General features: G+C 67.4%; 29 protein-coding genes. 16 read left to right on the plus strand and 13 right to left on the minus strand.

Annotated elements, in window-relative coordinates; all coding sequences use genetic code 11:
* Nucleotide 1: 1 nt before the first annotated feature.
* Genes NMI01S_RS05165 through NMI01S_RS05175 form a run of 3 tightly spaced genes read left to right on the plus strand, consistent with a single transcriptional unit; the run spans nucleotide 2 to nucleotide 1,964 of the window.
* On the plus strand, nucleotides 2–307 hold the full coding sequence (locus NMI01S_RS05165; protein WP_062994864.1) for a WXG100 family type VII secretion target: 306 nt from the start codon (nucleotides 2–4) through the stop codon (nucleotides 305–307).
* Nucleotides 304–1,632: a hypothetical protein gene (locus tag NMI01S_RS33905; RefSeq protein ID WP_062994865.1), complete on the plus strand. Its 1,329-nt coding sequence runs from the start codon at nucleotides 304–306 to the stop codon at nucleotides 1,630–1,632. Before NMI01S_RS05165 ends, NMI01S_RS33905 begins: the two co-directional genes overlap by 4 nt.
* The gene (locus tag NMI01S_RS05175) at nucleotides 1,629–1,964 is read left to right on the plus strand and encodes a hypothetical protein (protein ID WP_062994866.1); all 336 of its coding nucleotides are present in this window, start codon (nucleotides 1,629–1,631) and stop codon (nucleotides 1,962–1,964) included. The genes NMI01S_RS33905 and NMI01S_RS05175 overlap by 4 nt, the downstream gene beginning before the upstream one ends.
* Nucleotides 1,965–2,038: 74 nt before the next feature.
* Here the strand turns inward: NMI01S_RS05175 and NMI01S_RS05180 are convergent, their stop codons facing one another.
* Nucleotides 2,039–2,794, minus strand: coding sequence for a lysophospholipid acyltransferase family protein (locus tag NMI01S_RS05180; protein ID WP_062995082.1), 756 nt, complete (start codon nucleotides 2,792–2,794; stop codon nucleotides 2,039–2,041).
* A 37-nt stretch (nucleotides 2,795–2,831) separates the two neighbouring features.
* Nucleotides 2,832–3,620 (minus strand): lysophospholipid acyltransferase family protein, encoded by a 789-nt coding sequence (locus NMI01S_RS05185; RefSeq protein WP_062994867.1) that lies wholly within the window; start codon nucleotides 3,618–3,620, stop codon nucleotides 2,832–2,834.
* Nucleotides 3,621–3,743: 123 nt separating this feature from the next.
* On the opposite strand from NMI01S_RS05185, the gene NMI01S_RS05190 reads away from it, so the two are divergent.
* Nucleotides 3,744–4,661, plus strand: a complete 918-nt coding sequence (locus NMI01S_RS05190) for a hypothetical protein (protein WP_062994868.1) — start codon at nucleotides 3,744–3,746, stop codon at nucleotides 4,659–4,661.
* 92 nt (nucleotides 4,662–4,753) lie between these two features.
* Here NMI01S_RS05190 and NMI01S_RS05195 read toward each other — a convergent pair whose 3' ends face one another.
* Nucleotides 4,754–5,380 (minus strand): hypothetical protein, encoded by a 627-nt coding sequence (locus tag NMI01S_RS05195; protein WP_062994869.1) that lies wholly within the window; start codon nucleotides 5,378–5,380, stop codon nucleotides 4,754–4,756.
* 196 nt (nucleotides 5,381–5,576) lie between these two features.
* Here NMI01S_RS05195 and NMI01S_RS05200 point away from each other — a divergent pair, with 196 nt between their 5' ends.
* Complete coding sequence (locus NMI01S_RS05200) at nucleotides 5,577–7,160, plus strand: Rieske 2Fe-2S domain-containing protein (protein ID WP_062994870.1); 1,584 nt, start codon at nucleotides 5,577–5,579, stop codon at nucleotides 7,158–7,160.
* 23 nt (nucleotides 7,161–7,183) lie between these two features.
* On the opposite strand, the gene NMI01S_RS05205 is transcribed toward NMI01S_RS05200, so the two are convergent.
* Entirely contained in the window at nucleotides 7,184–8,005 is an 822-nt protein-coding gene (locus NMI01S_RS05205; protein ID WP_062995083.1) for an SDR family NAD(P)-dependent oxidoreductase, read from the minus strand.
* A gap of 116 nt (nucleotides 8,006–8,121) precedes the next feature.
* On the opposite strand from NMI01S_RS05205, the gene NMI01S_RS05210 reads away from it, so the two are divergent.
* Entirely contained in the window at nucleotides 8,122–8,724 is a 603-nt protein-coding gene (locus tag NMI01S_RS05210; protein ID WP_245716711.1) for a TetR/AcrR family transcriptional regulator, read from the plus strand.
* A 46-nt stretch (nucleotides 8,725–8,770) separates the two neighbouring features.
* Here NMI01S_RS05210 and NMI01S_RS05215 read toward each other — a convergent pair whose 3' ends face one another.
* The 3 genes from NMI01S_RS05215 to serS all read right to left on the minus strand — a co-directional run bounded on the left by NMI01S_RS05215 (nucleotide 8,771) and on the right by serS (nucleotide 13,029).
* Complete coding sequence (locus NMI01S_RS05215; RefSeq protein ID WP_062994872.1) at nucleotides 8,771–9,745, minus strand: DMT family transporter; 975 nt, start codon at nucleotides 9,743–9,745, stop codon at nucleotides 8,771–8,773.
* A gap of 51 nt (nucleotides 9,746–9,796) precedes the next feature.
* A complete protein-coding gene (locus NMI01S_RS05220) occupies nucleotides 9,797–11,668 on the minus strand; it encodes a putative bifunctional diguanylate cyclase/phosphodiesterase (protein ID WP_245716712.1) in 1,872 nt (623 codons plus the stop codon).
* Between the two features lie 98 nt (nucleotides 11,669–11,766).
* Nucleotides 11,767–13,029, minus strand: coding sequence for a serine--tRNA ligase (serS, locus tag NMI01S_RS05225; RefSeq protein WP_062994874.1), 1,263 nt, complete (start codon nucleotides 13,027–13,029; stop codon nucleotides 11,767–11,769).
* A 105-nt stretch (nucleotides 13,030–13,134) separates the two neighbouring features.
* Here serS and NMI01S_RS05230 point away from each other — a divergent pair, with 105 nt between their 5' ends.
* From NMI01S_RS05230 to NMI01S_RS05250, 5 genes are all read left to right on the plus strand, one after another.
* The gene (locus NMI01S_RS05230) at nucleotides 13,135–14,289 is read left to right on the plus strand and encodes a septum formation family protein (RefSeq protein WP_062994875.1); all 1,155 of its coding nucleotides are present in this window, start codon (nucleotides 13,135–13,137) and stop codon (nucleotides 14,287–14,289) included.
* A gap of 4 nt (nucleotides 14,290–14,293) precedes the next feature.
* Nucleotides 14,294–14,647, plus strand: coding sequence for a metallopeptidase family protein (locus tag NMI01S_RS05235; RefSeq protein ID WP_062994876.1), 354 nt, complete (start codon nucleotides 14,294–14,296; stop codon nucleotides 14,645–14,647).
* Nucleotides 14,648–14,845: 198 nt separating this feature from the next.
* Nucleotides 14,846–15,157, plus strand: a complete 312-nt coding sequence (locus tag NMI01S_RS05240) for a PE family protein (protein WP_062994877.1) — start codon at nucleotides 14,846–14,848, stop codon at nucleotides 15,155–15,157.
* 44 nt (nucleotides 15,158–15,201) lie between these two features.
* The gene (locus tag NMI01S_RS05245) at nucleotides 15,202–16,377 is read left to right on the plus strand and encodes a PPE domain-containing protein (RefSeq protein ID WP_062994878.1); all 1,176 of its coding nucleotides are present in this window, start codon (nucleotides 15,202–15,204) and stop codon (nucleotides 16,375–16,377) included.
* Nucleotides 16,378–17,211 (plus strand): ESX secretion-associated protein EspG, encoded by an 834-nt coding sequence (locus NMI01S_RS05250; RefSeq protein WP_062994879.1) that lies wholly within the window; start codon nucleotides 16,378–16,380, stop codon nucleotides 17,209–17,211.
* Here NMI01S_RS05250 and NMI01S_RS05255 read toward each other — a convergent pair.
* The 3 genes from NMI01S_RS05255 to NMI01S_RS05265 all read right to left on the minus strand — a co-directional run bounded on the left by NMI01S_RS05255 (nucleotide 17,208) and on the right by NMI01S_RS05265 (nucleotide 19,331).
* On the minus strand, nucleotides 17,208–17,909 hold the full coding sequence (locus NMI01S_RS05255; RefSeq protein WP_062994880.1) for a histidine phosphatase family protein: 702 nt from the start codon (nucleotides 17,907–17,909) through the stop codon (nucleotides 17,208–17,210). The two genes, NMI01S_RS05250 and NMI01S_RS05255, sit on opposite strands and share 4 nt — an antisense overlap.
* Nucleotides 17,906–18,826, minus strand: coding sequence for a prephenate dehydratase (pheA, locus tag NMI01S_RS05260; RefSeq protein WP_062994881.1), 921 nt, complete (start codon nucleotides 18,824–18,826; stop codon nucleotides 17,906–17,908). Before pheA ends, NMI01S_RS05255 begins: the two co-directional genes overlap by 4 nt.
* An 85-nt stretch (nucleotides 18,827–18,911) precedes the next feature.
* Nucleotides 18,912–19,331 carry a hypothetical protein gene (locus NMI01S_RS05265; protein WP_062994882.1) on the minus strand — a complete coding sequence of 140 codons (420 nt, stop codon included), beginning with the start codon at nucleotides 19,329–19,331 and terminating at the stop codon, nucleotides 18,912–18,914.
* A gap of 109 nt (nucleotides 19,332–19,440) precedes the next feature.
* Here NMI01S_RS05265 and NMI01S_RS05270 point away from each other — a divergent pair, with 109 nt between their 5' ends.
* The 5 genes from NMI01S_RS05270 to NMI01S_RS05290 all read left to right on the plus strand — a co-directional run bounded on the left by NMI01S_RS05270 (nucleotide 19,441) and on the right by NMI01S_RS05290 (nucleotide 23,848).
* The gene (locus tag NMI01S_RS05270; RefSeq protein WP_062994883.1) at nucleotides 19,441–20,214 is read left to right on the plus strand and encodes a DUF2470 domain-containing protein; all 774 of its coding nucleotides are present in this window, start codon (nucleotides 19,441–19,443) and stop codon (nucleotides 20,212–20,214) included.
* A 58-nt stretch (nucleotides 20,215–20,272) separates the two neighbouring features.
* Entirely contained in the window at nucleotides 20,273–21,067 is a 795-nt protein-coding gene (locus NMI01S_RS05275) for a CPBP family intramembrane glutamic endopeptidase (protein WP_062994884.1), read from the plus strand.
* 88 nt (nucleotides 21,068–21,155) lie between these two features.
* Nucleotides 21,156–22,598 carry an LCP family protein gene (locus tag NMI01S_RS05280; protein ID WP_084512444.1) on the plus strand — a complete coding sequence of 481 codons (1,443 nt, stop codon included), beginning with the start codon at nucleotides 21,156–21,158 and terminating at the stop codon, nucleotides 22,596–22,598.
* A 9-nt stretch (nucleotides 22,599–22,607) separates the two neighbouring features.
* The gene (locus NMI01S_RS05285) at nucleotides 22,608–23,147 is read left to right on the plus strand and encodes a ferritin (protein WP_062994885.1); all 540 of its coding nucleotides are present in this window, start codon (nucleotides 22,608–22,610) and stop codon (nucleotides 23,145–23,147) included.
* A 152-nt stretch (nucleotides 23,148–23,299) separates the two neighbouring features.
* On the plus strand, nucleotides 23,300–23,848 hold the full coding sequence (locus NMI01S_RS05290) for a ferritin (RefSeq protein WP_062994886.1): 549 nt from the start codon (nucleotides 23,300–23,302) through the stop codon (nucleotides 23,846–23,848).
* Between the two features lie 100 nt (nucleotides 23,849–23,948).
* On the opposite strand, the gene NMI01S_RS05295 is transcribed toward NMI01S_RS05290, so the two are convergent.
* The 3 genes from NMI01S_RS05295 to NMI01S_RS05305 all read right to left on the minus strand — a co-directional run bounded on the left by NMI01S_RS05295 (nucleotide 23,949) and on the right by NMI01S_RS05305 (nucleotide 26,870).
* The gene (locus NMI01S_RS05295) at nucleotides 23,949–24,875 is read right to left on the minus strand and encodes a DUF5926 family protein (protein WP_062994887.1); all 927 of its coding nucleotides are present in this window, start codon (nucleotides 24,873–24,875) and stop codon (nucleotides 23,949–23,951) included.
* 124 nt (nucleotides 24,876–24,999) lie between these two features.
* Nucleotides 25,000–25,767, minus strand: coding sequence for a glycerophosphodiester phosphodiesterase (locus NMI01S_RS05300; RefSeq protein WP_036496965.1), 768 nt, complete (start codon nucleotides 25,765–25,767; stop codon nucleotides 25,000–25,002).
* The gene (locus NMI01S_RS05305; protein WP_245716713.1) at nucleotides 25,764–26,870 is read right to left on the minus strand and encodes a DUF4328 domain-containing protein; all 1,107 of its coding nucleotides are present in this window, start codon (nucleotides 26,868–26,870) and stop codon (nucleotides 25,764–25,766) included. The genes NMI01S_RS05300 and NMI01S_RS05305 overlap by 4 nt, the downstream gene beginning before the upstream one ends.
* Between the last annotated feature and the right edge of the window lie 40 nt (nucleotides 26,871–26,910).

Raw genomic sequence — 26,910 nt, forward strand, 5'->3', positions numbered from 1 at the left:
TGTGGCCTCGCGATTCTCGGTAGACCTCGACCGCCTCGACCATATCGTCTCCCGCCTGTCCGGACTGGCCGCCTTCATCGAAGACCACCTGTCCGACATCGAACAGCGAGTGGCGAGTTTGCAGGGCACCGGCTGGGAAGGCGTGGCCGCCCGTGCGTACGACGACGCACACCGCGAATGGGTGAGCGGGGCAAAAGAACTCGTTGAAGGCATCAAGGATATGAGCGATGCCGCCAAGGAGGCCCATGCCGCCTACACCCGGGCTCTCGAGCTCAATTGGCGCATGCTGCAGAGCGGACAGCAGTGATCCTCGACTGGGAGACGTACTACGACGCAGCCGCCAAATGCCGAAATTTGGCCGAAAGCATCCGCACCGCAGACAAACCGGTTCACGAAGCCATCAAAGGGCAGTGCGACGGAATGGCCGGAGACGCTCCGGGCTGCAAAGAATGGGGACAGGCATACGACGAGGCAGCCCGCAGCACCTTGCAGGCCTGCGCTAGCCTGGCCAATGCACTGACCAACTACGGCGCTGTGTTGTACGCTCAAGGCTACAACTGGGGCGTCGCAAATAAATCGGATCCTCCTCCGCCCCAGCCGGATATCAGTCAGGTCAGCGAATACAAGGTCGTCTTGCCGCCTTCGACACGCGGTAGCGGGGTGGGATTCGGCGATAATGGCGGTGCAAAGGATTTTTTCGATGATTTGTTTCGCAAGGTTGTCAAATCTTTCGGGATGATTCCGAACGGGGACGCGGACAAACTGCAGAAGGCTCACGAGACGTGGCAAGCCTTCGCCGAAAATAGTGCCATATCCGGCGCTGCCGACCACATCATACTGATCTCGGATCTCTTCACCGGAATGGACGACAATATCCATCGATACGAAATACAGCATCGTCTGAACGATATCCGGGCCGGCGCCCAGCTTGTTTCACTGGCCGCCGGATACCTGACTCCGCCGATCCGCGACTATTACGAAGCAACGACGACGTTGGCCACAGCCTGCGCCGACACGATCAATCTGAGCGAAGGGAGCGCCGGCGTCGAAGCCGTTCCGCGACACGGTCGTTCAGGACGTCTGTTCGATGTAGGACTTTCAGAAAGCATGGCGGTACGCGGCAGCAAAGTGTCCGTCGACGGCACCATGGACGCGATCCAAAGTGCCTACCGGGCGAGCACAATGCCGATCGTTCTCGGCTTGCCTTCGCTTGATGCCCGTTCGAAGGGAGTCATCGATGCGTTCAATAGTGTTCCAACAGATGGACTCGATGGAACCATAGACCGCCTCTCCGTCATCATCGCAATGCGCGCGGAGATCGACTCCAGCGGGAAACCGGGTGCGCTGACCTATGAAGGGTCGCCGAAGCACGGAAAAGACCAGCGCGGCACCGCCGCACCAGAGCCCACTCATGGCCAGGAAACACTGGAGCGCTCGGTGCTAATCAAGCCGACGACGAGCAGACGAGTCGGGTACGACGCCGATACCGGGGAATTCGATGTTTTCGATGAAACACACCCGGAATCGGGCATCTATCACGGACATCAGCGAAGCTGGGATCAGCTCACCCCGGACATGCAGAACGCCTTGGTGAACACAGGTATCGTCGACAGAAAAGGTAAACCGCGATGAACACATATCAACGACTGGAGCCTCTCGACCGAGATACCGCCCTGAGCATGATCGACTCGGGGGATTCGGAGTCGGCTAGTGAAGCGATCCTCCGGCTTGCACTGCACGACCCTGACTTGGAGTGGGTGACCGACCGGGCACTGGAACTGCTTGCCAGTTCAGACTGGCGTATTCGCGCAGTCGCTGCGACGGCGCTCGGACATCTCGCCCGTTTACACGGCTCGATCGACAAAGAGCGTGTCGTTCCTGCCTTGCGAGCTCTCCTGGACGACCGCGCGACGGCGGGGCGAGCGGAGGATGCACTGGATGACATCACGATGTTTGCATCCTGAGCTTATGCACCCGGGACCGAACACGGACGATCACAGCAGCGGCGAAGCCTCCGATCGTTTCGCGTCGAGCGTCTTCACCCTTGTGCGCGTTTGGCTTTCGCGGCCGCGCGCCGTTCCATCTCCTCGCGTTCCAGCACCTTCGCCTGCTCCAAGGTCGGGGCGGTGCCGCCCAATCGGGCCGGGACCCAGCGGGCGCCCGGCGGCATGTCGTAGTCCCGTTGTGCCGCGTCGAGCAGTTTCTCCATGCTGGAGCGCAGGGTGGCGGTGAGGTCGTCGGCGTGGTCGACGGGGGCTATGGGGTCGCCTACCTGGATGTGGATCGGGAAGTTGTGGCGGCCCAGTTGTTTCGGGATGTCTTTGGTCCAGACGCGCTGGGCGCCCCAGATCGTCATGGGGACGATGGGGACGTCGGCTTCGATCGCCATGCGGGCGGCGCCGGATTTGAATTCCTTCAGTTCGAAACTGCGGCTGATGGTGGCTTCGGGGTAGACGACGACGATTTCGCCGTCGCGCAGGGCGGTGACGGCGCGGGCGTAGGATTCGGCGCCCGCGGTGCGGTCGACGCCGATCGCCTTGCACTGCTTCATGAGCCAGCCGACGACGCCGTGTTCGAGTTCTGCCTTCATCATGTAGCGGACGTTGCGGCCCGATTCGCGGCCGACCAGCCCGACCTCCATGAAGTCCAGGTAGGCGGTGTGATTCACGGCCAGGACCGCACCGCCGGTGCGCGGGATGTGCTCGCCGCCGACGATGTCGATCTTCAGGCCCTGTGCCCAGAAGATGGCGCGGACCAATCCGGTGAGGACGTCGAAAACGGGTTCTCGCGTCATCGGTGACACTCCTGGTACTGCCGGGCCGCCCCTGCCGTCAGGAGTCGGCATCTCCCGTTTCGGCGGCACGGCGTGCCGCGCGCGCCTCCGCTTTCGCCGTGGCCTCGGCCGCGTCCATCGCGTCGGCTTCCTCCAGTGTCGGTGCGCCGCCGCCCAAGCGGGCCGGAACCCAGTATGCGCCGGGCTCGTGCGGGTAGTCCTTCTGCAGGCCGAGCAGCAGGTCCTGCATGGTCGCGCGCACGGTCTCGGTGAGTTCGGCGACCGCCTTCTCATCCGCCTCCGCGGGCGGGAAGATCGGTTTGCCGACGGCGATCGAAATGGGGGTGTTGGTGCGGCCCAGGCGTTTCGGATGTCCCTTGGTCCAGACGCGCTGCGCACCCCAGATCGTCATCGGGACGATCGGGACCCCGGCCTCGACGGCCATCCGGGCGGCACCCGATTTGAATTCCTTGATCTCGAAGCTGCGGCTGATGGTCGCCTCGGGATACACCCCGACCAGTTCGCCGCGGCGCAGATAGTCCACGGCCGCCTTGTAGGAGTCCGCGCCGGCCCCACGGTCGACCGGGATGTGCCGCAGCACGCGCATGATCGGCCCGGAGATCGGGTTGTCGAAGACTTCCTTCTTCGCCATGAACCGGATGTAGCGCTTCGGTGTCCGCGCGGGCAGGCCCGCGTAGGTGAAGTCCATATAGCCGGTGTGGTTGATCGCGATGACCGCGCCGCCCTGCGCGGGGATGTTCTCAGCGCCCGTGACGTCGAATTTCAGTCCCTGTACGAAGAAGACGGTCCGGGCCAGGCCGATGATCGTCCGGTATACGGGTTCCACAATTCCGCTAGCGTAGTCGCTGTCACATTTTCGCTACCGACCGCCGCACAGAAAACGAGGTTCAGCGCAGTGGAAAGCCCCAATCCAGCATCGCGTGCAGGCGGCCGGAAACCACGAGGGGGTATGGGCGTGGTGCTGCATACCGGACGGGCGGCGCGATTCGGCAGGCGGTTCCCGGCGGTGCGGGCAGGTGGTCTGGCGATCGTGGTCGCGGGCATCCTCGCCGGATGTGATTCGCAGGTCGGCATCGAGGGCACCGACTATCACAAGTCCGAGAATTCCCCCGCGGCAACGCAATCCGCCGCTCCGACGTCCTCGCGGATCGCCGCTCCCGCTCCGGCAGCGCCCGAACCCGCGGTAGCGGTGGCCCTCGTCACGGCCGATCCGCAGGCCACCGACGCCATGACCCGCTGGGTGACCGATCTGCGGCAACTCACCCCGGCGGAAATGGAAGCCAAGTGCTGGACGATGGCTCCCCGCAACGTCGAGACGATGTACTCCGACAAGCAGGCCATCGAGGCGGCGCTGGCCGAGCCCGGCAGTGACAACGGAACCGCCCTCGTCTGGAAGTCGGCGAGCGGAGCCTCCGACGCGGTGACCGTCGTCGCCGAGCGAACCGATATCGCCACCGGATATGCCTGCCCACGGGTCTACCCCGCCGGCACCGAGATCGGTTTCGGCACCGGCAGCGAGGCCCAGACCGCCGACGCCCGCCACATTGTCCGGCGCTATCTGTCACGCCAGACCGGACATCTGATCGACGCGGCGGACCAGGAAAGCACCCATCCCCTGGTGTGCACCGCCGCCACCGCGTGGGATCCGAACGGCACCGGACGCACATCGCGCCCGCCGCTGGCCACGAATGCGGCCAAACTCACCTCGCCGAGCGCTTTCGCCGATCAGTCGCTCAGTTCCACGGCTCTGAACAGCACATACCTGTCCATATCCGCGACGGTCACGGCGGGCGGCAGCCAGCAGGAACGGACATACACCGTGAAAGCGACGGACAACGGATACTGCATCGGCGACGTCTCGGCGTGATACGCGGGAGCGGGCCAGCCTCATCGCGATAGCCCGCGGGTAACCGCAACGTCGCGAGATGACCGTGGGCGCGACGGCGATCCGCCTGCCGCTCAGACCAGTTCGGGGACGCGCAGATGCGCGAGGGCGACCTCGAAATCGCCGACTTCGAGCACGTCGACACCGGCTCGGCGGGTTCCTTCGCGGCGCAGGGTGGCGAGTTGTTCGCGATTGCGTTCGACCGCGTCGGCGCTTTCGAAGGTCTCGCACGCGACACCGCGCCCGTTCGCCCGATCGACCAGCAGGCTCGTGCTGCAGAACCCCGGCATCTGTTCCAGTTGCGACGCCACCATGGACTTGTAGGTGTCGATCGCCGTGTCGAACCGGCTCGTATCGTCGGACTTGGCCCACGTGAGCTGGGCGCATGCGCCTTCGGGCAGGCGATGATCACGGTGCATGGCCGCGACCTCCCACTGCTCGACCCGCGCCGAATCGGCACCGAGCAGTCGGACGGCGCGATCACGCAGCGAACGCACCCGATCGGCGCTCTCGCGCATCATCTCCTCGGATTCCCAGGACGTCGTCGCGATGCACCGACCGGACTTCCGGTCGACGAGCAACGACATCCCGACACAGCCGGGCATGTTCTCCAGGGCCGGCATCACCTCGTCGCGCATATGCGCGATTCCGGTGTCGATCGCGGAGGTCTTGGCTTGGATAGTCGTAGAACGTGCGTACACGGGTCCACTTCCTCTGTACTCGGGGCAGCGCCCCGGTGGCGCCACCGTGCACCTCTACACTGCGCCGGTCCGACGGCCAAGGCAATAGCTCGGAAATAACCGGTATCGAGGCCTTCGAAAGCGCCCCTCAGGCTGCGGAAGCCCGTTCAACCGCTACCCTGGGTGGCTGGTAGCCGGGTTCAGGAGGGACTTCTTCGTGCAGATCACCAGCGTCGGACATGCCGGATTCCACATCCGCACCGCGGCCGGGACGATCCTCTGTGATCCGTGGGTGAACCCGGCCTATTTCGCGTCGTGGATCCCGTTCCCGGACAACACCGGGCTGGACTGGGACGAGCTGGGCAACTGCGATTTCCTCTACGTCTCGCACCTGCATCGCGACCACTTCGACGCGAAGAATCTGCTCGACCACGTGAACAAGGACGCCACCGTCCTGCTGCCGGACTATCCGGTGCCGGATCTGCAGCGCGAACTGGAGAAGCTGGGCTTCCACAAATTCTTCGAAACCCAGGACTCGGTCAAGCACACGATCACCGGCCGGGACGGGCACGAACTGGACATCATGATCATCGCGCTGCGGGCGCCGGCCGACGGGCCGATCGGTGATTCGGGCCTGGTCGTCTCCGATCGCGAGACCGTGTGCTTCAACATGAACGACGCCCGGCCGGTGGATATGGACGTCCTGCACGAACAGTTCGGCCATATCGACATCCACCTGCTGCAGTACTCGGGCGCCATCTGGTACCCGATGGTCTACGACATCCCGAGCAAGACCAAGGCGAATTTCGGCAAGCAGAAGCGGCAGCGCGGAATGGACCGCGCGCGCAGCTACATCGAGCAGGTCGGCGCCACCTGGGTGGTGCCCTCGGCCGGACCGCCGGTGTTCCTCGACGACGAACTGCGCTACCTCAACGACGACGGCGAGAACCGCTACTCCGCCGACAACGGCAATATCTTCCCGGACCAGATGGTGTTCCTCGAGCAGATGCGCATCCACGGGAATCCCGGTGGGGTGCTGATGATTCCGGGTTCGGTCGCCACGGTGCGCGGCAGCGCGGAAGGCTCCGCAGGGCGCGGGAAGGACCTGGATCTGACCCATCCGTTCGATCCGGCCGAGATCTACGACGACAAGGCCGGCTACATCGAGCGGATGGCGCAGCGCATGGCGCCGGTGCTGGAACGCGAGAAGGCTTCCTGGGCAATCGAAGACGGCACGCCGCTGCTTCCCCGGCTCAAGGAGCTGTTCGAACCGATCATGGCGCAGAGCGATCTGATCTGCGACGGGATCGGCTATCCGGTCGGGCTCGTCATGGGCGACGAAACCGTGGTGCTCGACTTCCCGAAGCGGCTGGTGCGCGGGCCGATCGAGGGAGAAGGTAAGTACCGGTACGGGTTCCGCATCGCTCCGCAGCTGGTACGCACCGTGCTGCGCGACAACGAACCCGATTGGGTGAACACCATCTTCCTGTCGACCCGCTTCCAGGCGTGGCGGATCGGTGGCTACAACGAATTCCTCTACACCTTCTTCAAATGCCTCACCGACGAGCGCATCGCCTATGCCGACGGCTGGTTCGCCGAGGCACACGACGATTCCGCCTCGACCGAGCTAGCCGGCTGGGAAGTGCAGCGACGCTGCCCGCACCTGAAGGCCGATCTGTCGAAATTCGGTGTGGTGGAGGGCAATACGCTCACCTGCAATCTGCACGGCTGGCAGTGGGATCTGGAGAGCGGGCGATGCAAGACGTCCAAGGGGCACGAACTTCGTTCGCGCAAGTTGTGAACAGGGGCGAATAGTTCACCGCCTCAGCCCGGCGCCAACCGGCTGAGCGACTCCCAGGCTCGATACCCTTCGGAGCGTGCCGCATAGAGTTCGGCGACCTGATCGAAGGAAGTGCCGCCCACGATCAGACGTCGCGGCGGATCGTCGAGTTCGACCAGTTTCATGATCACCGGCGCGGCCGAACTCGGCGCCGGCCCGGATTCGTCGCCCCACATGCGTGCCAGCTCTTCACGCAGTGGCTCGTACTGCGGCAGGGCCTCGGTCGCGGTCGTTCCCGCGGTGAACAGGCCGGTGTCGTAGCCGCCCATCTCCAGATTGGTGACCTTGATGCCGAAGGGTTCGGCCTCCATCGCCAGGGCTTCGGTGAGCGAGGCCAGTGCCGCCTTGCCGGCTCCGTAGTAGCCGACGGCGGCCATACCGCCGGCGGTTCCCATCGAGGTGACCTGCAGGATGCGGCCGTGCCCCTGGGCGCGCAGCTGCGGCAGCACGGCCTGGACGACCCACACCGCGCCGAAGAAGTTCACATCCAGATGCGCGCGAATCTGGTCCTCGGTCGCCTCTTCGACCATGCCGTAGAGCATGCCGCCCGCGTTGTTCACCACGACGTCGAGCTCCCCGACCAGCGCGACGGCCCGCTCGACGACCTCGAATACGGCCCGGCGATCCGCCACGTCCAGGCCGAGCGGAATCAGCCGATCGGGATGCGCGGCGGCCAGATCCCGGAGCGGTCCGACATCGCGGGCGGTCGCGACCACTCGATCACCGGCATGTAGGGCGGCTTCGGTGAACGCACGCCCCAGCCCACGGGAAGCGCCGGTGATGAACCAGGTCTTACCGGTGGTCATATCCCACATCCTCTCATAATGAGACGGTCCGTCTCGTCTCGACACAGTGTGCTGATCATTCCGCGACGTGTCAAGACGACCCGTCTCGTCTCGTGTGAGCTGCTATGGTCGACCGCGTGTCCGATACCGCGAAATCCGAACCGGCCGGCTCCCGGCGCAGCGAGAAGTCGCGGCAGGCGATTCTGAGCGCCACCCGCGACCTGCTCTCCGAGGTCGGATATCGGAAGGTCTCGATCGAGGCGATCGCCTCGCGTGCGGGCGTCGGTAAGCAGACGATCTATCGCTGGTGGCCGTCCAAGGGGGCGGTGATCTTCGAATCGTTCCTGGACCTGAGCGACACCGACGGAGAGGGCATTTCGCTGCCGGACACCGGGGATATCGAGGCGGATCTGAAGCTCGTGATGCGGGCGACGGTCGCGGAATTCGCCGACGCGAAATTCGAGAAGCCGGTGCGGGCGCTCAACACCGAGATCATCAACGATGCGGAGCTGGCCGCGCAGTACGACCGGCAGTTGCGGCGTCCCGTCGACGACGCCAAGAAGGCACGGTTACGCAGCGCGCAGGCGGCCGGGCAGGTGCGCGCGGATGCCGACCTCGACCTGATGCTCGAAATGCTCTACGCCCCGCTATATCAGCGGTGGCTGCTGCGGTACGGGCCGCTCGACGACGCGTATGCCGATGCGCTGGTAGAGCACACGCTGCGCGCCTTCCGGCCCTGAAACCACGAAAGCGGTTCGCGCGAGCGCTGTTTCGCGGCAGCCGTCGTCAGGCCTGTTCGGTGGTGCGGCCCTGCGCGAGAACGCCGACGGCGGCGGCGAGCAGCGTCAGTACGCAGCCGACGACGGTCAGCACCGACAGGTGGGTGCCCGTCGGCGCGACGACATCCAGTACCACCGAACCGATGAGCTGGCCGGACACCGAGGTCAGGCCGAACAGGAGCACCCCGATCCAGCGCACGATCAGCGCCGCCACCGCGATGAAGAAAACCCCGATCGCGCCGCCGAGGTAGAGCCATGGTTCGGTGGGAAAGCCGGTGGGCCAACCGATCCGCGCGAGCTGCGCCGCCTCCACCACCAGCAGGCCCGCGGTTCCGGTCGCGAAATTGATCGTGGTGGCCGGCACCGGCCCGCCGACGGTCGCCAGCCGTCCGTTGACCGCCTGCTGCCAGGCCAAACCGAGTCCCGCCAGGGCGGGCAGCGCGATCAGCAGATAGGCCGCGCCCGCGCCGGAACCGGATTCGCCGCCGGAGCGCCCCAGGGCGGCAACACCGACCGCGGCGACCGCGAGTGCCGCCGCACCGAGCCGCACCGGCGTCACGGGCGTGACGCCGGCCGGGCTCACACCCAGACGGTCCACGACGAGACCGCTGGTCAACTGACCGGCGACCACCGCGATCGTGAAGGCGGTGACACCGATCGTGGCCACGGACAATCCTTGACAGGCAACGAAGAACGCGCCGCACAGACCGCCCAGCAGATGCCACCACCGCAGCGAGCCGGCGTGCACAGAGCGGCGGATCGCGGCCAGACCGGTGCGCATCCGCCCGCTGAAACCGCTGACGATCAGGAGCAGGATCAGACCGGAGCCGAAACTGATGACCGCCGCGGCGATTCCGTCGTTCAGCCGATCGCCGAGATCACCGTTGATTCGCGCCTGGACCGCCACACCGGCGCCGCAGCACAGGCCCAGCAGGACACCGATCCAGCGCCGCACGTCGGTTCGTTCACGGGCCGCGGTCATATCCGCCACGGTAGTGGGTCCGGCCGAGCCGATGCCGCATCCCTGATCGGGTCAGCTGCGACGGATCGAGCTCTCCGGATCGAAACCGTTGTTGTCCAACGGGACCCAGCCCTTGGCGGCGAGATCCCGATCGGTCGCACCGGCGCCGACCAGCCCGCGGTTGGAGTTCATATCGCTGATCAGCTCGGAGACCGGATGCGAATCGCTGTAGTGATAGCCCTGGGCGAGCGCGAAGCCGAGTTCGGTCAGCACGGCCGCCTGGTATTCGGTTTCCACACCCTCGGCGATCACCTGCAGATCCAGCGACTTGCTCAGTGCCGCAATCACTCCCAGCAGCGGCGGGGCGGGCGAATCGGACCGGATCGCGGCGACGAACGACTGGTCGACCTTGAGAATGTCGCTGGGGATGGTGGCCAATCGGCTCAGCGAGGAGTAGCCGGTGCCGAAATCGTCGATGGCGATCCGAACGCCGCTGTCGCGCAATTGGTGCAGATTCGCGATAGCGGTCTGGGATTCGGCTGCCAGTTCGCTCTCGGTGACCTCCAGGACGAGCTGATCGGCCGGCCAGCCGGTATCGGCGAGGATGCCCGAGACCCGGTCGGCATAGTTGCTCTCGGCCAATTCGAGACCGCTGACGTTGACGTTCAGGGTCAGATCGAGCTGGGCGAAGGTTTGTTGCAGCCGGGCCGCATCGGCACACGCGCGCCGCAGGACCAGCTCGTCGAGGTCGGAGATCAGGTCGTATTCCTCGGCGACCCGGATCAGCCCCTCGGTGGTCACATCGGGCTGAGCGTTGGACGACCAGCGCAGCAGCGCCTCCACGCCGACCGCCTGGGCGCCGTCCTCACCGAGACTCACGATGGGCTGATAGTGCACGTCCAGCGCACCGGTATCGATGGCCTCGCGCAGTTCGACCGCCAGCGGCAGCTGCCGCGACGACTCCAGCACCGTGCGGTTGCGCCCGGCCTGCTTGGCTCGGTACAGACCCACGTCGGCGCGGCTGACCAGCAGCGATCCGGATTCGCCGGGCTGCCAGGAGGTGACACCCGCCGAACATCCCGTGGTGACCGCGGCACGCAGCTGTTCGGTCAGCAGGATCGCGGCCTGTTCGGTGGTGTTGGGCAACAACAGCGCGAACGCGTCGCCGCCGTATCGGGCCAGCAATTGATCCGGGCCCAGCAGTTTCGACCAGGTGTCACCGACACGCTTCAGCACGGCATCGCCCGCGCGATGCCCGAGATGATCGTTGATCTTCTGGAACCGGTCCAGGTCGACCAGGACCAGCGCCAAGCCCTGCCCGGTCCGCCCGGCATGTCCGATGGCGCCGTTGAGCGCACGATCGAAACCGCGGCGGTTCAACAACCCGGTGAGAGTATCGATATCGGCGTCCGAGGCCATCCGGGTGAGGATGCCGACCACGATGCCGACGCCGACCGTGATACCGGCCGGAATGATGCCCGACCACCAGGGCAGACCCCGGGACGGCACCACCCACAGACAGAGCACGACCGCGAAGCCCACGTGCGCCCCGGCCAGCCGCCAGGCGAAGAAGATCGCGGCATCGGCGGCGACGAAGACGTAGAAGGCGGCGAGCGTGATCGCGCCGACGGTGTTCGGGAACCAGTGCACGGCGATGGTGACCAGCACGGTCGCCACCGCGACATACCCGTGGTGCACCCAGTGCGGCTGACGTGGGCCCCAGATCAGCAGGCTCACGCCGAGCAACAGCGCGACCGCGGCGGCCGAGCCGACCAGCGGGCGGTTGCCCTCGTCTCCCGGTGCGATGGCAGTGATCAGCAGGCCCAGGACCCCACCCATGACGTAGAACGCCCCGGTGGTCCGAGCCATGACCATTGCCGTCGCCAGCGCCGATGCCGCCCGAACCTGCGTGCGGGTATCGCCGCGAGACCCGAGTCCTCGCACGCCGTCCAGCCTAGACAACGCGGTGCATAGCCATAGTGACAACCGCCGGATTCGAGGCCGAAGTCACCGCTGCCGCGCCGCGATCATCACCGCGACCGTCAGCGCGACGGCTCGAGCACCTCGCGCCCCACGAACGGAACCAGCGCGGCGGGCACCCGGACCGAGCCGTCGGCCTGCTGGTGATTTTCCAGCAACGCGACGATCCACCGGGTGGTCGCGAGAGTGCCGTTGAGCGTCGCGGCGATCTGCGGCTTGCCGTTCTCGTCCCGGTACCGCACCGACAGGCGGCGAGCCTGGAAGGTGGTGCAGTTCGAGGTCGAGGTGAGTTCGCGATAGGTCTGCTGGGTCGGCACCCAGGCCTCGCAGTCGAATTTGCGAGCCGCCGAGCTGCCGAGATCGCCACCGGCGACATCGATGACCCGATACGGGACCTCGATCGCGGCGAGCATCTCCTTCTCCCAGTTCAGCAGGCGGCGATGTTCGGCATCGGCGTCCTCGGGACGGCAGTAGACGAACATCTCGACCTTGTCGAACTGATGCACGCGGATGATGCCGCGGGTGTCCTTGCCGTAGCTGCCGGCCTCGCGACGGAAACACGACGACCAGCCGGCATAGCGCTTCGGGCCGTCGCTCAGATCGAGGATCTCACCCGAGTGGTAGCCGGCCAGCGGGACCTCCGAGGTGCCGACCAGGTACAGATCATCGTCTGCGAGGTGGTAGACCTCGGCCGAATGCTGCCCCAGGAAGCCCGTTCCGGCCATGATCTCCGGGCGCACGAGTACCGGCGGGATCATCATGGTGAAACCGTTGGCGACCGCGCGCTGGGCGGCCAACTGCAGCAGACCGAGCTGCAGCAGGGCGCCGTAGCCGGTCAGGAAGTAGAACCGGGCGCCCGAGACCTTGGCGCCACGTTCCATATCGATCAGTCCGAGCGCCTCGCCCAGGTCGAGATGATCGCGCGGGGAAAAGTCGAATTCGGTGGGAGCGCCCACGGTTTCGAGCAGAACGAAATCGTCCTCGCCGCCCGCGGGTGCGCCCTCCTGCACGACGTTCGAGATCGCGCGGTGGGCGCTGTCGAGTTCGGCGTCGGCGGCATTCTCGGCGGCCTCGGCCTCCTTCACCTTCGCCGACAACTCCTGCGCGTGGGCCAGCAGCGTCGCGCGCTCGTCCGGGGACGCCTTGCCGACCTTCTTACCCAGCGCCTTCTGCTCGGCGCGCAGGTTGTCCGCCGTCGCGACCGCGGCGCGGCGGGCGGCATCCGCCTCGAGCAGGGCATCCACCAGCGCCGGGTCCTCACCGCGGGCACGCTGCGAGGCACGGACCGCTTCGGGATTCTCGCGCAGGAATCGGAGGTCGATCATGGGCAATCAGCCTAGTGGGAGGTGTCCACCGCATTTTCTGTGGATCCGGTGAAATCCGAACCGATCGTGGCAGGCCCCGCGCGGCGCCTGCCATGATGGACGGCGATGTCCTCCGACGATGGGGCGCCAGCGGCGCCGGAACCGGGAAACGAAGAATCCGACATGCCTCGCCGCAGGCGTGCCGGGGCGAACCGTCGCCGCCCGTTGCCGGGCGCCGGGAAACGCTCCGGGGACGGCAAGGCGTTGCATCCGCATCGGCTGCGGTGGGGATTGCTCGCGGTCGCCGTCGGTGCGGTGGTGGCGGCCCTGGTGACGCTGTCCATCTCGGGATTTCGCAGTTCGCACGGGTTGGAGGTGCACGATCCCGGTTCGGGCAAGGCACCCGCCGGCCGCGCCGACGCCGCCTTCGGCTCCGCCAAGTCGGGTGACTGCCTCACCTGGACCAGCGCCAAAACCCTGGATCTGACCAAGGTCAACTGCGCCGACAAACATCTGTTCGAGGTGACCGCCGACATCGATCTGAGCAAATATCCGGGTCGCGAATTCGGGCCGGGCTCGGCCTTCCCCGATTCGCTGCGCTTCGGCGAACTGCGCGACGAACACTGCGCCTCGGCCGCGGCCGCCTACCTCGGTGGCCGGCTCGACCCGCGGGGGCGGTTCGTGGTCGGCATGGTCAACCCGGGTGAACCGGGCTGGCGCAACGGGGACCGGACCATCCGGTGCGGATTGCAGTTGGTGAGCGCCACGGGTAGCGCGACGCAGCAGACCGTGGGCCGGGTGCGCGACAGCGACCAGTCCCGCGTCTTCGATGCGGGGACCTGCATCGGCATCAATCAGAATCTGCCGACCAACGAACCGGTCACCTGCGGTCAGCCGCACGCCTACGAGGTGATGTCGACGGTGGATCTCGGCACCCACTTCAACGGCGGCCCGCCGGCGAACGCCGATCAGGACAAGTTCATGCAGGACGAATGCGCCCGCGCCGCAGGCGATTACCTCGGCGGTCAGGACGCGTTGATCAACAAGACGCTGACCATCTTCTGGGACAACCTCGACGCTCGCAGCTGGCTGGTCGGCAGTCACAAACTGAATTGCCTGGTGGGCAAGGGCTCTCAGGACGGGTTCGCGACCATCACCGGATCGGCCAAGGGCGATGTGCTGATCGACGGCCAGGCCCCGGTGCCGCCGCCGAGTTCCGGGCGTTCCACCCCGGCGCCGCTGCCGGGCGCGGCGCCCGCGCCGATTCCACCGCAGCGCTGACACCATGCCGGTGTCGATGCCGGAGAGCCGGTTCGAAGAACTGGTCGGCGATGCGCTGGATACGATTCCGCCCGCACTCAGCCGGGCGATCGAGAACGTGGTGGTGCTGATCGAGGCCCGCAATCCCGAGGATCCGCATCTGCTCGGGCTGTATCACGGCATCGCGCTGACCGACCGGGTGGACAGTCAGTACGGCGGCGCGCTACCGGACACCGTCACCATCTACCGCGACACGATTCTGGAAATGTGCGACGACGAACGGCAGGTCGTCGAGGAAGTGGCCATCACGGTGATCCATGAGATAGCTCACTATTTCGGGATCGACGAAGAACGGCTGCATCAGCTCGGTTGGGGCTAGTCTTTCCGCGCGTAGCGGGTAAAGTCGAATCGATTCGTGACTCGAGGGAACCGAACCGGGGGCCGTCGCGTCCAATCATCTCGTAGGGGGAATTCTCGTGGTTCCACCGACGGGTCTGCCGGATCCTCTGTGCCGGAACAGCACTGGGCTCGGGCGGCCTCGACACTTGCACAGCCGCCACAAGAAGGAGTTCGAGTCATGGTTGGTTTGCTCGGTGTACAGCCCGAAGTCGTCCTCGCGGCCTCGGCGGAACTCGATCTGCTCGCCGAACGTCTCACGGCTGCCGCCGCTTTGAGCGGCCCGGCCACCCACGTCGTCCCCGCCGGCGCCGAAGAGGTGTCCGTCGCCGCGGCAACCCATCTGAACGAGGGCGCGCTCAGCCACGACCGCGCGGCCGCGCAGGCCATTCTCGAATTGCACCACGCCGCCGCGATCCTGCGTCAGCAGCTGGCCTCGTACCTCGCCGAGGACGCGGTCAACGCGGCCGGCACCGCCGCGATTCAGTTCTGACCGGCGCCGATCCTTCACCACACCATTCGTTCAGGGGAGAGACAATGACTGCAGGGATCACCGGAATCTATTGGCTGCCCCGGCTCGCCGAGGGCAACTCGAGTCTGCTGACCGCGGGTCCGCACGCCGTTCCGGCCGCTGCCGCGGCCACGGCATGGGGTGGTCTCACGGCGGCGTGGGTCGACGCGACCGCCACCGTCACCCGGGTCATGGCCGAACTGGGTGTCGGCCTGGTCGGTCTCAACGGTGCCGTCGCACTGACCAAACTCGCCGGCTTCACCGGCTGGGCCGAACAGCAGGGCATGCAGGCGGCGGCGATGGCGGCCAAGGCGTCCGCCCATGCCACCGCCAATACCGTTGCCACCCTTGCCATGCCGAGCCTGCCGGAGATCGCCGCGGTGGATGCCGCGCGCATCGCGGCACATGGCCACGGTGGCGATCTGGACGGCAGTGCCGAGGTGGCGGAAGCCGCCAAGGCCGCGCTGGATGTGCAGGCCGCACTGGTCATGGACACCTACGAATCCACCGTCGAGGCCATGACGGCGACTCCGGCCGAGTTCCTGACGCCGCCGCCGATCGCGGCGGGCGCCGGGGTGGCCGACAGCGGTGCCGAGGCGGCTTCGCAGAACACCAGCAGCGACCCGGTGCAGACGGCCATCGGTGTGGCGCAAGCGCTCGCGACCGATCCGGGCGTGATCAGCGCCGCCACCCAGGCGGCCAATGTCGCCGGATCGGTGGCGACGACGGGCGTGTCCACGGTGGGCAATGTGGCCGGTACCGCGATCGCCGCGGCGACCAGCCATGCCGCGCCCGCCGCGAGCATGTCGCCGATGATGATGGGCGGCATGGGTGGTGTCGCCGCCGCCGGTGGCGCCGCGGCCGCCACGCGTGCCGTGTCCTTCGGTGGAAGCTCCGTCGGCATCGGCAACGGTGCGGGCACGCTACAGCTCCCCGAGGGCTGGGGCGCCGGCAACGTGATCGGCGCTCCGGCCGCGACCGCTCCGGTAGCGGAGGCGGCACCCGTCGCGCAGATGGGCGCACCGGCTCCGGCCCGCGCGAACAACGCCGCCGGTAACCCGCTGCTGGGCCGCCAGGTGAACAGCGACGACGACGAGGGTGAGCACCAGGGCAACGACTACCTGCGGGGCGAGCACTTCGCCGACGGCCGGGTCATCGCACCCGGTGTCATCGGAGCGGACCCGGCCGCGGGAGCGCGCTAAGTGACCGTGCTCGGCGCCGGCCGCGGGCCGTCGATGCTCGAGTCGGTCGTGTTGTCGCTCGACGAGATGCAGTTTCTGCTCGAGAAACTGGAGATCGACGAGGTGCCTGTCGTACTGGATGCGAGGGGCCGCTACGACAATGTGGTCGACCACGATCGGGCGATGACCGCGGCCGCCGAAGCGCTCACCGCGCGTGAGCTGCTCATCGACGGAGTCGTGCATCACGACCTCGAAGACCGGCTGCGCGGGCTGTACCGCCCGCACTGGGTGATCTCGATGCGCTGGTATGTCGGCGACCGAGTGAACCGATTCTGCCTGGCGAAGGGCGACGACCTCGATGTCGTCGCCCTTCGCGGGCCGAATTCCTACAGCATCGACGAGGCCGGACACGACCTGCCGGGCACGATCATGGCGGCGCTGGGTCCCGCGGAGGCGCTCGAGCTCAGCGGAATGAATGTTCTGACCGAGGAACTCAAGCCGATTCTCGGTGATGCCGGGGATGCCGCGACCACCGCGCAGCGCCTGGGCCGAGTGGGGCGGCCGCCCCGCGACGCGCAGGCGCTGGCCTCGGCACTGGTCGAAATCCATTCGCACGCTTCGATCGTCGGCGTGGTGTACAACGATGCCAGCCGCGACATCTCCGACGGAATGATCGCGGTGTACAACACCCGAAACGGGCGCTTCATCGGGGTCACCACCCGGTCCGACGACGAGGTCATGTGGACCTCGCTGGCCAGCGGGACACCGGGCCGATTGCGCACCGCGATCAAGGACCTCATCGACAAGCTCCCGCTACGTGCGGATTTCAAACCGGCGTCGCCCGGAATCGGCTAACCCATCGGGTCGTCGGCCTTGGGTTCGACCTGGTATCCGAACGGCGGGGTGTAGCGGCCCCAGCGCACACAGGTCCAACCGCCGTCGGCGGTCGGCGCCAGCTCGATGGTCTCGGTGTTGTCCAGATGGTTGTTGGTCGTGAACGGCGGTGCGACGCCGGTGAGTTCACGGGCCGCCAGCCGCATCGCGGCGCCGTGGCTGACCAGCAGCACGTCGCGCGACTCCGAGCCGGGAAGCAGGTAGTCGTCCCGAAGTTGTTCCAGCACAGGCAGATACCGCTCGAGGACCTCCTCGCCGGATTCGCCGCCGGGCAGCCGCGTATGCAGCTCACCCAGATGCCAGGAACGGTAGACCCGCTGGAATTCCCGATGCGCCGCTTCGGAATTCTGCCCCTCCAGTTCGCCGACCTGCACCTCGTACACACCGTCGGCCACTTCGGCCGCCACACCGGTCACCGATTCGATATGGCCCGCGGTCTGCTGGGCACGCAGCGCCACCGAGGAGTACAACCGCACCGGCGGCACGGCCAGCCGCGCCGCGAACGACTTCGCTTGAGCCACACCGCGTTCGGTCAGCGGTAGACCCGGCACCCGGGTATCCAGAAGTTTCGCGACATTACCCTCGGTCTCGCCGTGACGGACCAGCACCAACCTGCCGGAACCGTGGACGGGATCGCGGTTCGCACCGGTTTCACTCATGAGGCGTCCACCCCCTTTTTCACATCGTCCAACCAGGCCGCCGCCGGCTCGTCGGCGGGCGGCGGCGAACCACTCGGTGAACTGGCCGGCCAGGAGCCCAGATAGCGGATCCGCCCGGCGGTCCGGTGCAGCGCCTTGAGAGCCTCGGCGACGGCGGTGTCGTCGATATGGCCGACACAGTCCAGATAGAAGCGATAGGTACCCATCCCGGTGCGCGTCGGCCGGGATTCGATGCGGGTCAGATCCACACCGCGCGTGGCGAATTCGGCGAACACCCGCATCAGCGAACCGGGTTCGTTCGCCAGTTCGAGCACCACCAGCGAGGTGCGGTCGGCGCCGGTGCGGGCCGGCGCCACACGGGGCGGGGTGACCAGCACGAAACGGGTGATGGCCTGGTCGTGGTCGGCGACGCCGGTGGCCAGTTCGATGAGGTTCAGCCGCTGACCGGCCAGGGTGGTCGAGACCGCGGCGTCGGCATGGCCGGCCACCACATCCTCGGCCGCGGCCGCGTTGGAGGCCGAGGTGTACAGCGTTGCCTGCGGCATCCGATCCGCCAGCCACAACCGCACCTGCGCGGCCGCCACGGGGTAGGCCGCGACGGTGCGCACCCGCGACAGCTCCGTTCCGGGTTTCGCGACGATCGTGAACGCCACGTCGAGCTCGGTTTCGGCGATGATCTGCAGCCGCGGACCCACCGCGAGCGCGTCCAGGGTCGCCGAGATGGAACCCTCGACCGAGCTCTCGATCGGCACCACCGCGCCGTCGGCCGCACCGGACCGGATCATCTCGAGCGCCGCGCCCTGACTGGGTGCGGCGATCCGCTCGACCGGCTCGTCGAAGGCCCCGTCCGATTCGAGTCGGGCCAGGGCCATCTCGGTGAAAGTTCCCGACGGTCCGAAATAGGCGATACGCGGCACGGATACGACATTACTGGCAGTTGGCTGCGCGCTCGCCGTTTGTGCGTACCCAGCGGTAACAGCCCAGGTCGTGGCCGGGGCGCGATCAGGAGGTCAGCACCCGCAGCGCCGCCGTCACCGACTCCACCTGTTCGGTCTCGACGGCCAGCAGCACCTCGCGCAGCGCCTGGACGGCCGGAGCGGACAGCCCACGCAGGAATCTGATATCGGGGCTGGTCAGCGCGGTCCGGATATTCTCGCCACACAGCGCGGCCACCGTGGCCGCGACGATCGCCACCGCCCGCTCGCCCGAGCCCGTCGCGGCGACGAATCCGGTATCGGAATGTGCCGCGCCGACCAGGAATTCGGCGATGCGCTCATCGGGCAGGCTCAGGTCGAGCACCGGCGCCTGGGGATTCGCCGACGGCGGCCGGACCAGTCCGTCCACCAGATCGGACGGGCCCGCGCCGGGCACGCTCAATGACAGCAGAACGGGTTCGGAGGCGGGCGACGAATCGTGCGGCACATTTCCACCGTAGCGAGCGCAATGCTTGCGTATCCACGGGCCGTGACTTAGCTTAGGTTTACCTAATTATCCGTCGGTATCCGTCCCGGGTTCGTCACTGGAGGTCTGTATGCGCCGCACGATCACGTCCGCCGCTCCATCCGCCGCGGAGCGGATCCGCAGTGCGTGCGCCCATGCCGAGAGTTCCGTCCTGGCCCTGCCCGGCACCGATCCGATTCCCACGACCGTGCACCACCTGCGGGCGTGCGGTGATGTGGTCGTCGCAGTCGCGCGCGATTCGGCGGCGGTCGCCGCCGCGGCGGCCGAGGTCGGTTCACCGGGTGTGCTGGAGCTGACCGACCACGCGCCCTTGGCGCTGCGCGAACCTGTCCGTGCGCTGGTCTGGTTGCGCGGGCGGGTACGGGCGGTACCCGGACATGCCCAGCGCGCCTTGGCATCTCAGGTCGCGGGCGAATATCCGCATCCCGGCCTGCTCGATGTCGGCCACACCAGCACCCTGCTGCGAGTGGTGCTGGAATCGGCCGTCGTCGCCGACTCCGCCGGCGCCGAATCGGTCTGCCCGCACGATCTGCGCAGCGCCGATGCCGATCCGTTCTGGGAGCTGGAAGCGGCCTGGTTGCAACATATGGACTCCGATCACGCGGATGTGATCGCCCGGCTGGCCCGCCATCTGCCGGTCCGGCTGCGCGGTGGCTCGGTGCGGCCGCTGGCCATCGACCGCTACGGCGTCACGCTGCGAGTCGAAGGGCCCGACACCGATCACGACGTGCGACTGCCCTTCCACGCGCCGGTGGACGACGTGCAGCAGTTGAGCCGCGCGGTGCGCATCCTCGCCGGCTGCCCGTTCTTCGATCGCATGCACGGCTCCGATCGATCCGCCTGAGAGCACATCCGACACGGCCGGATACGCGGCAGCCGGCCGACCACCCTAGATTGTCCGTATGGTTCCGGCCGGTCGTTTCGCAGCTGCCTGGCCCGATCCCGCTGCGGAGCGCGACCGGTTCGCGATCCGGGTGGAGATCGCGATCGTCCTGGTCGTCACCTTCGGGACGAGCGGGGCCGGCGCTGCGCTGTCGCTGCTGGAAAGCGCGCTGGCACCGGGCGGAATCGGTGGTCAGCAGGTCGCGCTGAATCCGTCCCGGGCCGCGCAGTCGACGATCGATCTGCTGTTTCAGCTGTTGAGCGTCGCGCGCCTGATCGGCTGGGGTGCGCTGGGACTGTATCTGTTGTGGCGCAGCGGAATCGGACCGCGGCTGGTCGGACTGGCGCGGATCCGGTGGCGTGGTGATGTGGTCCCCGGCGTCGTCCTCGCCGCGGTGATCGGACTGCCCGGACTGGGTCTGTACCTGGCCGCCCACGCGCTGGGCATGAGCGTGACGATCGTGCCCAGTTCACTGCACGACCACTGGTGGCGGCTGCCGGTGCTGGTGCTCTCGGCCGTGGCGAATGCCGTGGCCGAGGAGATCATCGTCGTCGGCTATCTGATCAGCCGGCTGCGCACGCTCGGCTGGTCGGAGAACCGATCGCTGGCCGCGTCGGCGCTGCTGCGGGGCAGTTATCACCTGTATCAGGGGCTGGGCGGAGGCCTCGGCAACCTGGTGATGGGGGTGATCTTCGGGCGGTACTGGCAGCGGACCGGACGACTGTGGCCGCTGATCCTGGCACACGCGACGATCGATTCGGTGACCTACATCGGCTACACCGCTCTGCACGGCCACGTCTCCTGGCTGCCGTGAGACCGCGCCGACCTGCGGGAATCGGCCACGTTCAGCCCTCCGGACGCATTGTGCCGACCGGCACAACGCCCCGGTCAGTACCATCTCGATGGTGAACGGCGACGACCCCCAGCAGTATCCGCGGACCCGCCGGGTGCCGCCGCCGGCGGGCCCGGACGGTCGACGCATGCCGCCGCCGGATCGGCACGGGCACGATCCGCGCGTCCCGCCCGGTGCCGGGCGGCCGATGCCACCCGGCTCGGGCCGCCCGCCGCATTCGGGTCGCCCGCCCGGTTCGGGGCGGCCGCTGCCGCCGGGGTCGGGCCATCCGCCCGGACGTCCACCGATCGAACCGACCCAGGTCATTCGCCGCGACGGTAACAATCCGCCGCTGGCCTGGTCGCAGGTGCCGAGCAGCCCGGCGCGGCCGCGCGGCAACCCGCCGCCCTACGAACACGGCGTCGAGCACGGCGGCGAACCGCCCACCCACGCTCCGACCCAGCGCCCGGTGCCGTACCGGGAAGCACCGCCACCACCGCCCCCCGCACGTCCCCGCCGCACCGAACGCCCGCCGCGCGAACCCCGTGCGCCGCGGGCCCGCCGGAAACGGCATTGGGGCAGATGGTTGCTGATTCTGCTGCTCATCGTCATTTTGCTGCCGGTCGCCGGAGTGATCTATCTGGATCGCTCACTTCACCGCGTCGACGCGCTGGCCGCCTATCCGGACCGCGTCGCGCAGACGGCCGGTACCAATTGGCTGCTCACCGGATCCGATACCCGCGTCGGTCTGACGCCGGACCAGGAGAAGGAACTGTCGACCGGCGACAGCGCCGACGCGGGGGGTGAACGCAGCGACACCATCATGCTCGTGCACATCCCGAAATCGGGTGCGCCCACCGTGGTGAGCCTGCCGCGCGATTCGTATGTGAGCATTCCGGGTGTCGGCAAGGACAAACTCAATGCCGCGTTTTCCGCCGGTGGCCCGAAATTGCTGGTGCAGACGGTCGAGAACGCGACCGGCCTGCGCATCGACCATTTCGCCGAAATCGGCTTCGGCGGTTTCGCCGGCATGGTCGATTCACTCGGCGGTATCGATATGTGCCTGCCCGATGCGATCGACGATCCGAAGGCCGGTATCGACCTTCCGGCCGGATGTCAGCATCTGTCCGGCTCTCAGGCGCTCGGGTTCGTGCGGACCCGCGCCACCCCGCGAGCCGATCTGGACCGCATGAACAATCAGCGGCTGTTCCTGTCCGCGCTGCTGGAGAAGGCGACCAGCGCGGGTACGCTCGCCAACCCGTTGAAGGTATGGCCGCTGGCCCGCGATGTGGCCTCCTCACTGCAGGTCGACAACGGCGATCACATCTGGGATCTCGGCCGGTTGGGCTGGGCGCTGCACGGTAAGACGATCGCCACCACCGTGCCGATCGGCGGCTTCACCGACGAATCGGCTTCCGGCAACGTGCTGTTGTGGGACAAGGATCGCGCGAGCCGCTTCTTCGATGCGCTGGCACACGACCAGGCCGTCCCGGACGATCTGCTCACCCGGTAGCGTCGGGGTATGTCCGGTACCGGCCCCTTCCCCGAACTGCTGCGCGCCCAGATTCGACGCGAATTCACCGCCTCGCAGCAATATCTCGCCGCGGCCGTCCATTTCGACGCACAGCGGCTGCCGCAGCTGGCACGTATCTGCTATCTGGGCGCGGAGGACAAACGCGCCCATGCCCTGCGGATGGTGCGGTATCTGCTCGACCGGGATGTCGCCGTCGCGGTCACCGGTACCGACGAGGTGCGCTCGGAATTCGAATCACCCTCGGCCACCGTGGAATTCCTGCTGACTCGGGAACGGGAACTGACCGATCACATCACCACGCTGACCCGCACCGCCCGCGACGCGGGGGATTATCTCGGCGAACAGTTCGTTCGCTGGTTCCTCGAGGATCAGCTCGCGGAGGTCGCGCGGCTCACCACCCTGGCGGCGGTGTGCGAGCGAGCGGCGGGCAATTTGTTCGACATCGAGGAGTTCGTGGCGCGCGAGATCCCGGCCACACGCGCGCCCGACGCCTCCGCTCCGAAACCGGCGGGAACCGCGCGGCGGTGAAAATGCGACGGGGTCCGAAATCGCAGGCAGTCGGCGAATTCCGAAATGCGGCCGAGCCGCTCGGGTAAGGCGCCGGTAACTAAGGCAACACTTGCCTCATTAAGGGTGTACTTGGATGACAGCCGAACTTGACCAGCACTAATGTCGGGCCCATGTCCAGCCACGCCGATTCCTCACACAGCAAATTTCACGCCCTGCTCCACGATCAGATCCGGCATGAATTCAATGCCGAGCACCAGTACATCGCGATCGCGGTGTGGTTCGACAATGCCGATCTGCCGGTTCTGGCGAAGCACTTCTATGCCCAGGCCATCGAGGAACGCAATCACGCGATGATGATCGTGCGGTATTTCCTCGATCGGGACATGAGCGTCGAGCTGTCCGGGGTCGACGCCGCGCGGTCGCAATTCGAGAATGCCCGCGAGCCGATCCAATTGGCGCTGCAGCAGGAAAAGACCGTCACCGAGCAGATCATCCACTTGGCCAGCACTGCCCGCGAGGAGGGCGATTACCTGGGCGAGCAGTTCATGCAGTGGTTCCTGAAGGAACAGGTCGAAGAGGTGGCGCGGATGAACACGCTGCTCACCGTCGCCGATCGGGCCGGATCGAACCTGTTCGATCTCGAGTATTTCGTCTCCCGCGAAATGAGCGGTCCGAGCGACGCTTCCGGGGCGCCGGCGGCGGCCGGCGGCAATATCTGACGCGAGAGACATCGCGAATCGACGAACTCGGTCTGCCGTCCGGCGGGCCGAGTTCGTCGTATGGAGCCGATGCGGAACGCTTGTCCCGCAGTGGGTTTCGCTAGCGCAGCGTCACCTGGCGCGAGCGCAGTCCGTCGCGGGAGCGCCGCTCCTCCGAACTCATCGGGGCGTCGGAGGCCAGCGCCTCGGCCAGGCGGGCGCCGAATTCCTGTGCGGGGGTGACCCATTCGCTCGGGTGCAGTTCGCGGTCCAGATCGAAGACCGGCACCAGCAGGCCGTGCGTGCGGAACGACCCCGCGAATCGGGAGCCGTCGCCCAGGTGCAGCCCACCCGCGGCGTGCACGCGTGCGAGGGCCAGCATCAGCGCGTCCTCGTCCTCGGGCCGGACCCAGCGCAGATGCGCCTTCTCGCCGGCGTCGACCCACCAGGCCGCACCCACGGATTCGGCGCCGAGGGCCAGCCGGTCCGACGGCATGATCGCCTGATCGGCCTGATCGATGGTCGCGGCGACCTGCGGATCCGGCGTGACGCCCTCCGGAACCCACCACTGGAAGTTCTGGTGGACGGTCAGATCCAGATTCGCCTTGGGATCGATGACCTCGGACAGCGGGGGCACCGCGCCCTGGGCGGCTTCGCTTGCCGCGGTGAGCGATTCGCCGGGTTCGGCGGCCTGCGTCCACAGAATCGCGGCGGCCAGATCGGCGGCCGGATTCTCCGACTGGACCTGTACCTGCGCACCGACGAATCCGGTCGGCTCGTCACCGGCACGCACCAGGGCGGCGACGGCGCCGGGTAGCACGGTGGCCAGCGTCACCGGGCGCTCGGCGGAGACGCCCGCGGCCAGTTCCAGGGTCGCGGTCGCCGACGGGACGAACTCGCGGAGTGCGACCAGGTCGCATTCGGCGGCCAGCCCGGCGAAGGGGCGCGTCACGGCCGAAGCGGCCTGCTGTTGCGCCGCACGACGTTCGGCGAGGCGCTGGGCCCGATTACTGTCGGGCTTGGGACTGTTGCGCTTGCTCTTACCCACGAACGCAGAACCTACAGGTTCCCGCGGCCACCGCCGCGCAGGGGCGCACCGAATCTGCCGCGCAGGGCGCACCGAATCTGCCGCGCAGGGCGAACCGATTCCGCCGCCGGGGTTTCCCGTTGGATCAGATTCCGTCCAGCACGTTCTTGGTCCGGCCGGGATGGTTGGTCGCGACCCAGCTGACGCCCAGCTCCGCGCACAGTTCGACGTCCTGGGGATCGTCGACGGTCCAGCAGTAGGTGGCGCGTCCGGCGGCGGCGGCCTTGTCGACCAGTTCGGGGTGTTCGCGCAGGGTTTTCACCGACGGTCCGACCGCGGTGGCACCGACCGTCGTCGCGGCGCTTCCGCCCAGATACCGCGAGGATTCGCCGAGCAGTACGGTCGGCAACAGCGGCGCGGCCCGGCGGATGCGCCACACCGCGGTGGCGGCGAACGACATCACGACCGCGCGGGAATGGTCGGCCGAGGCCGGGGTGGCGATGCCGAAGCGCTGCAGTTCGGCCAGCACCTTGTTCTCCACCAGCGCGCCGTAGCGGACCGGATGCTTGGTCTCGATGAACAGTTTGGTCGGCCGGCTGCGCCAGTCCAGCACCAGCGTGATCAACTCGCTCAGCGTCAGCACCGGAGCAGGACTGCCGTTGCCGCCGAAGTCGAGATCCCGCAGCTCGTCGAGGGTCATCTCGCTGACCAGGCCGGTACCGGAGGACGTGCGGTCCACCGTGCGGTCGTGCACACAGACCAGATGACCGTCACGAGTCAGCCGGACATCGCATTCGACACCGTCCGCACCCTCCTCCAACGCCAGCTCGTAGGCGGCGAGGGTGTGTTCGGGACGGGTACCCGACGCACCCCGGTGCGCGACCACGAAGGGTGCGCGATTGCCCTGGCTCACTTGGCCATGACCTCCTCCTGTTCGACGCGCTCCGCCTCGGTGTTCTCGGCGCCGGTGTGCTCGGCTTCGGTGTGCTGGGTTCCGGCGTTTCCGGCGTTTCCGGCGGCCGCCCGGTCCGCGGTGTCCACCGCGGTGACCGGATGGACGGGCTCGATCACCGGGACCGCCGGACCGGCCGCGGGCAACCAGCGCTTGGCCATCCGGATCCGGCCGCGCAGATCACGACCCTCGCACATCCGCAGCACCCACAGCGACAGCACCGCCGCCGCGACCGCGACCAGATCGGTGTAGACCGTGAAGATCACACCGTCGGCTTGGCCCTGCAGCGTATCGGCCGTGCGCCAGAACAGCGACGCAATGACCATCACACCGTTGAGAACCCAGACGCACCACCAGATCCGCACCGCGCGCAGCGTGCGCGGGTCACCGCCGAGCTGGCGAACCAGTTCGGTGAGGAAAACACCCGGCCAGACCAGATTGACCACCGGGATGAGCCCGCCGCACAGCAGCACCCGCAGGGAACGGGGATCGCGGCGGCCGTTTCCGGCATAAGCACTGCGGCGTGCGCGGACCAGCCAGCCGAGCAGACCGACAGCGGTGATCAACGCGCAGATCAGCGCGGCGACCGAGGTCGCGTAGACGGTGAGGTCGGAGAAGAACAGCAGCAGCGGCTGGATCAACCGGGTGCGGTTGCGCAGCAGAATCAGATAGCGGCCGAATTCGGCGACCGCCGACAGCCCGAACAAGATGACGGTGGCCAGCAGCAGACCGGCGACTCGTTCGGTCAGCCAGTGCAGGACGGCCTGGATCCGGTTCTGCGGCGCGGCGGCGGTCCGCGGCGGCCGGTCCTGGAGTCCCCAGCGCGGAATCTCGGCGTAGCGCGGGGTGGCCGGATCGATCGTGGGCGCCGGACGTGGGCGTTCGACCCGCGGGCCGCGCCCCGGCGGGCGGGCCACCCAGCGGTAGTTGCGCCGCTCCGGCGGAGCGTCGACGGGCGCCGGTGACAGCAGCACACCGCGGCAGCGCGGGCACCAGTGCATCGGGGTGCCGTGCACCGCCCAGCGGGCGCCGCACCGGGCGCAGGGTTGCACGACCGTACTCACCGGGCTGCTCCCCCTTCCATCCAGTCGACCTTCATCATCG

The sequence above is a fragment of the Nocardia mikamii NBRC 108933 genome (genome assembly GCF_001613505.1).
GTDB lineage: Bacteria > Actinomycetota > Actinomycetes > Mycobacteriales > Mycobacteriaceae > Nocardia > Nocardia mikamii.

Bases quoted from the DNA above. Each gene is read 5' to 3' on its own strand.
- serS (WP_062994874.1), bottom strand. From the start codon at position 13,029: ATGATCGACCTCCGATTCCTGCGCGAGAATCCCGAAGCGGTCCGTGCC.
- NMI01S_RS05235 (WP_062994876.1), top strand. From the start codon at position 14,294: ATGCCGGTGTCGATGCCGGAGAGCCGGTTCGAAGAACTGGTCGGCGAT.
- NMI01S_RS05175 (WP_062994866.1), top strand. From the start codon at position 1,629: ATGAACACATATCAACGACTGGAGCCTCTCGACCGAGATACCGCCCTG.
- NMI01S_RS05180 (WP_062995082.1), bottom strand. From the start codon at position 2,794: ATGACGCGAGAACCCGTTTTCGACGTCCTCACCGGATTGGTCCGCGCC.
- NMI01S_RS05285 (WP_062994885.1), top strand. From the start codon at position 22,608: ATGTCCGGTACCGGCCCCTTCCCCGAACTGCTGCGCGCCCAGATTCGA.
- NMI01S_RS05280 (WP_084512444.1), top strand. From the start codon at position 21,156: ATGGTGAACGGCGACGACCCCCAGCAGTATCCGCGGACCCGCCGGGTG.
- NMI01S_RS05190 (WP_062994868.1), top strand. From the start codon at position 3,744: ATGGGCGTGGTGCTGCATACCGGACGGGCGGCGCGATTCGGCAGGCGG.
- NMI01S_RS05290 (WP_062994886.1), top strand. From the start codon at position 23,300: ATGTCCAGCCACGCCGATTCCTCACACAGCAAATTTCACGCCCTGCTC.
- NMI01S_RS05245 (WP_062994878.1), top strand. From the start codon at position 15,202: ATGACTGCAGGGATCACCGGAATCTATTGGCTGCCCCGGCTCGCCGAG.
- NMI01S_RS05240 (WP_062994877.1), top strand. From the start codon at position 14,846: ATGGTTGGTTTGCTCGGTGTACAGCCCGAAGTCGTCCTCGCGGCCTCG.
- NMI01S_RS05255 (WP_062994880.1), bottom strand. From the start codon at position 17,909: ATGAGTGAAACCGGTGCGAACCGCGATCCCGTCCACGGTTCCGGCAGG.
- NMI01S_RS05230 (WP_062994875.1), top strand. From the start codon at position 13,135: ATGTCCTCCGACGATGGGGCGCCAGCGGCGCCGGAACCGGGAAACGAA.
- NMI01S_RS05275 (WP_062994884.1), top strand. From the start codon at position 20,273: ATGGTTCCGGCCGGTCGTTTCGCAGCTGCCTGGCCCGATCCCGCTGCG.
- NMI01S_RS05205 (WP_062995083.1), bottom strand. From the start codon at position 8,005: ATGACCACCGGTAAGACCTGGTTCATCACCGGCGCTTCCCGTGGGCTG.
- NMI01S_RS05270 (WP_062994883.1), top strand. From the start codon at position 19,441: ATGCGCCGCACGATCACGTCCGCCGCTCCATCCGCCGCGGAGCGGATC.
- NMI01S_RS05215 (WP_062994872.1), bottom strand. From the start codon at position 9,745: ATGACCGCGGCCCGTGAACGAACCGACGTGCGGCGCTGGATCGGTGTC.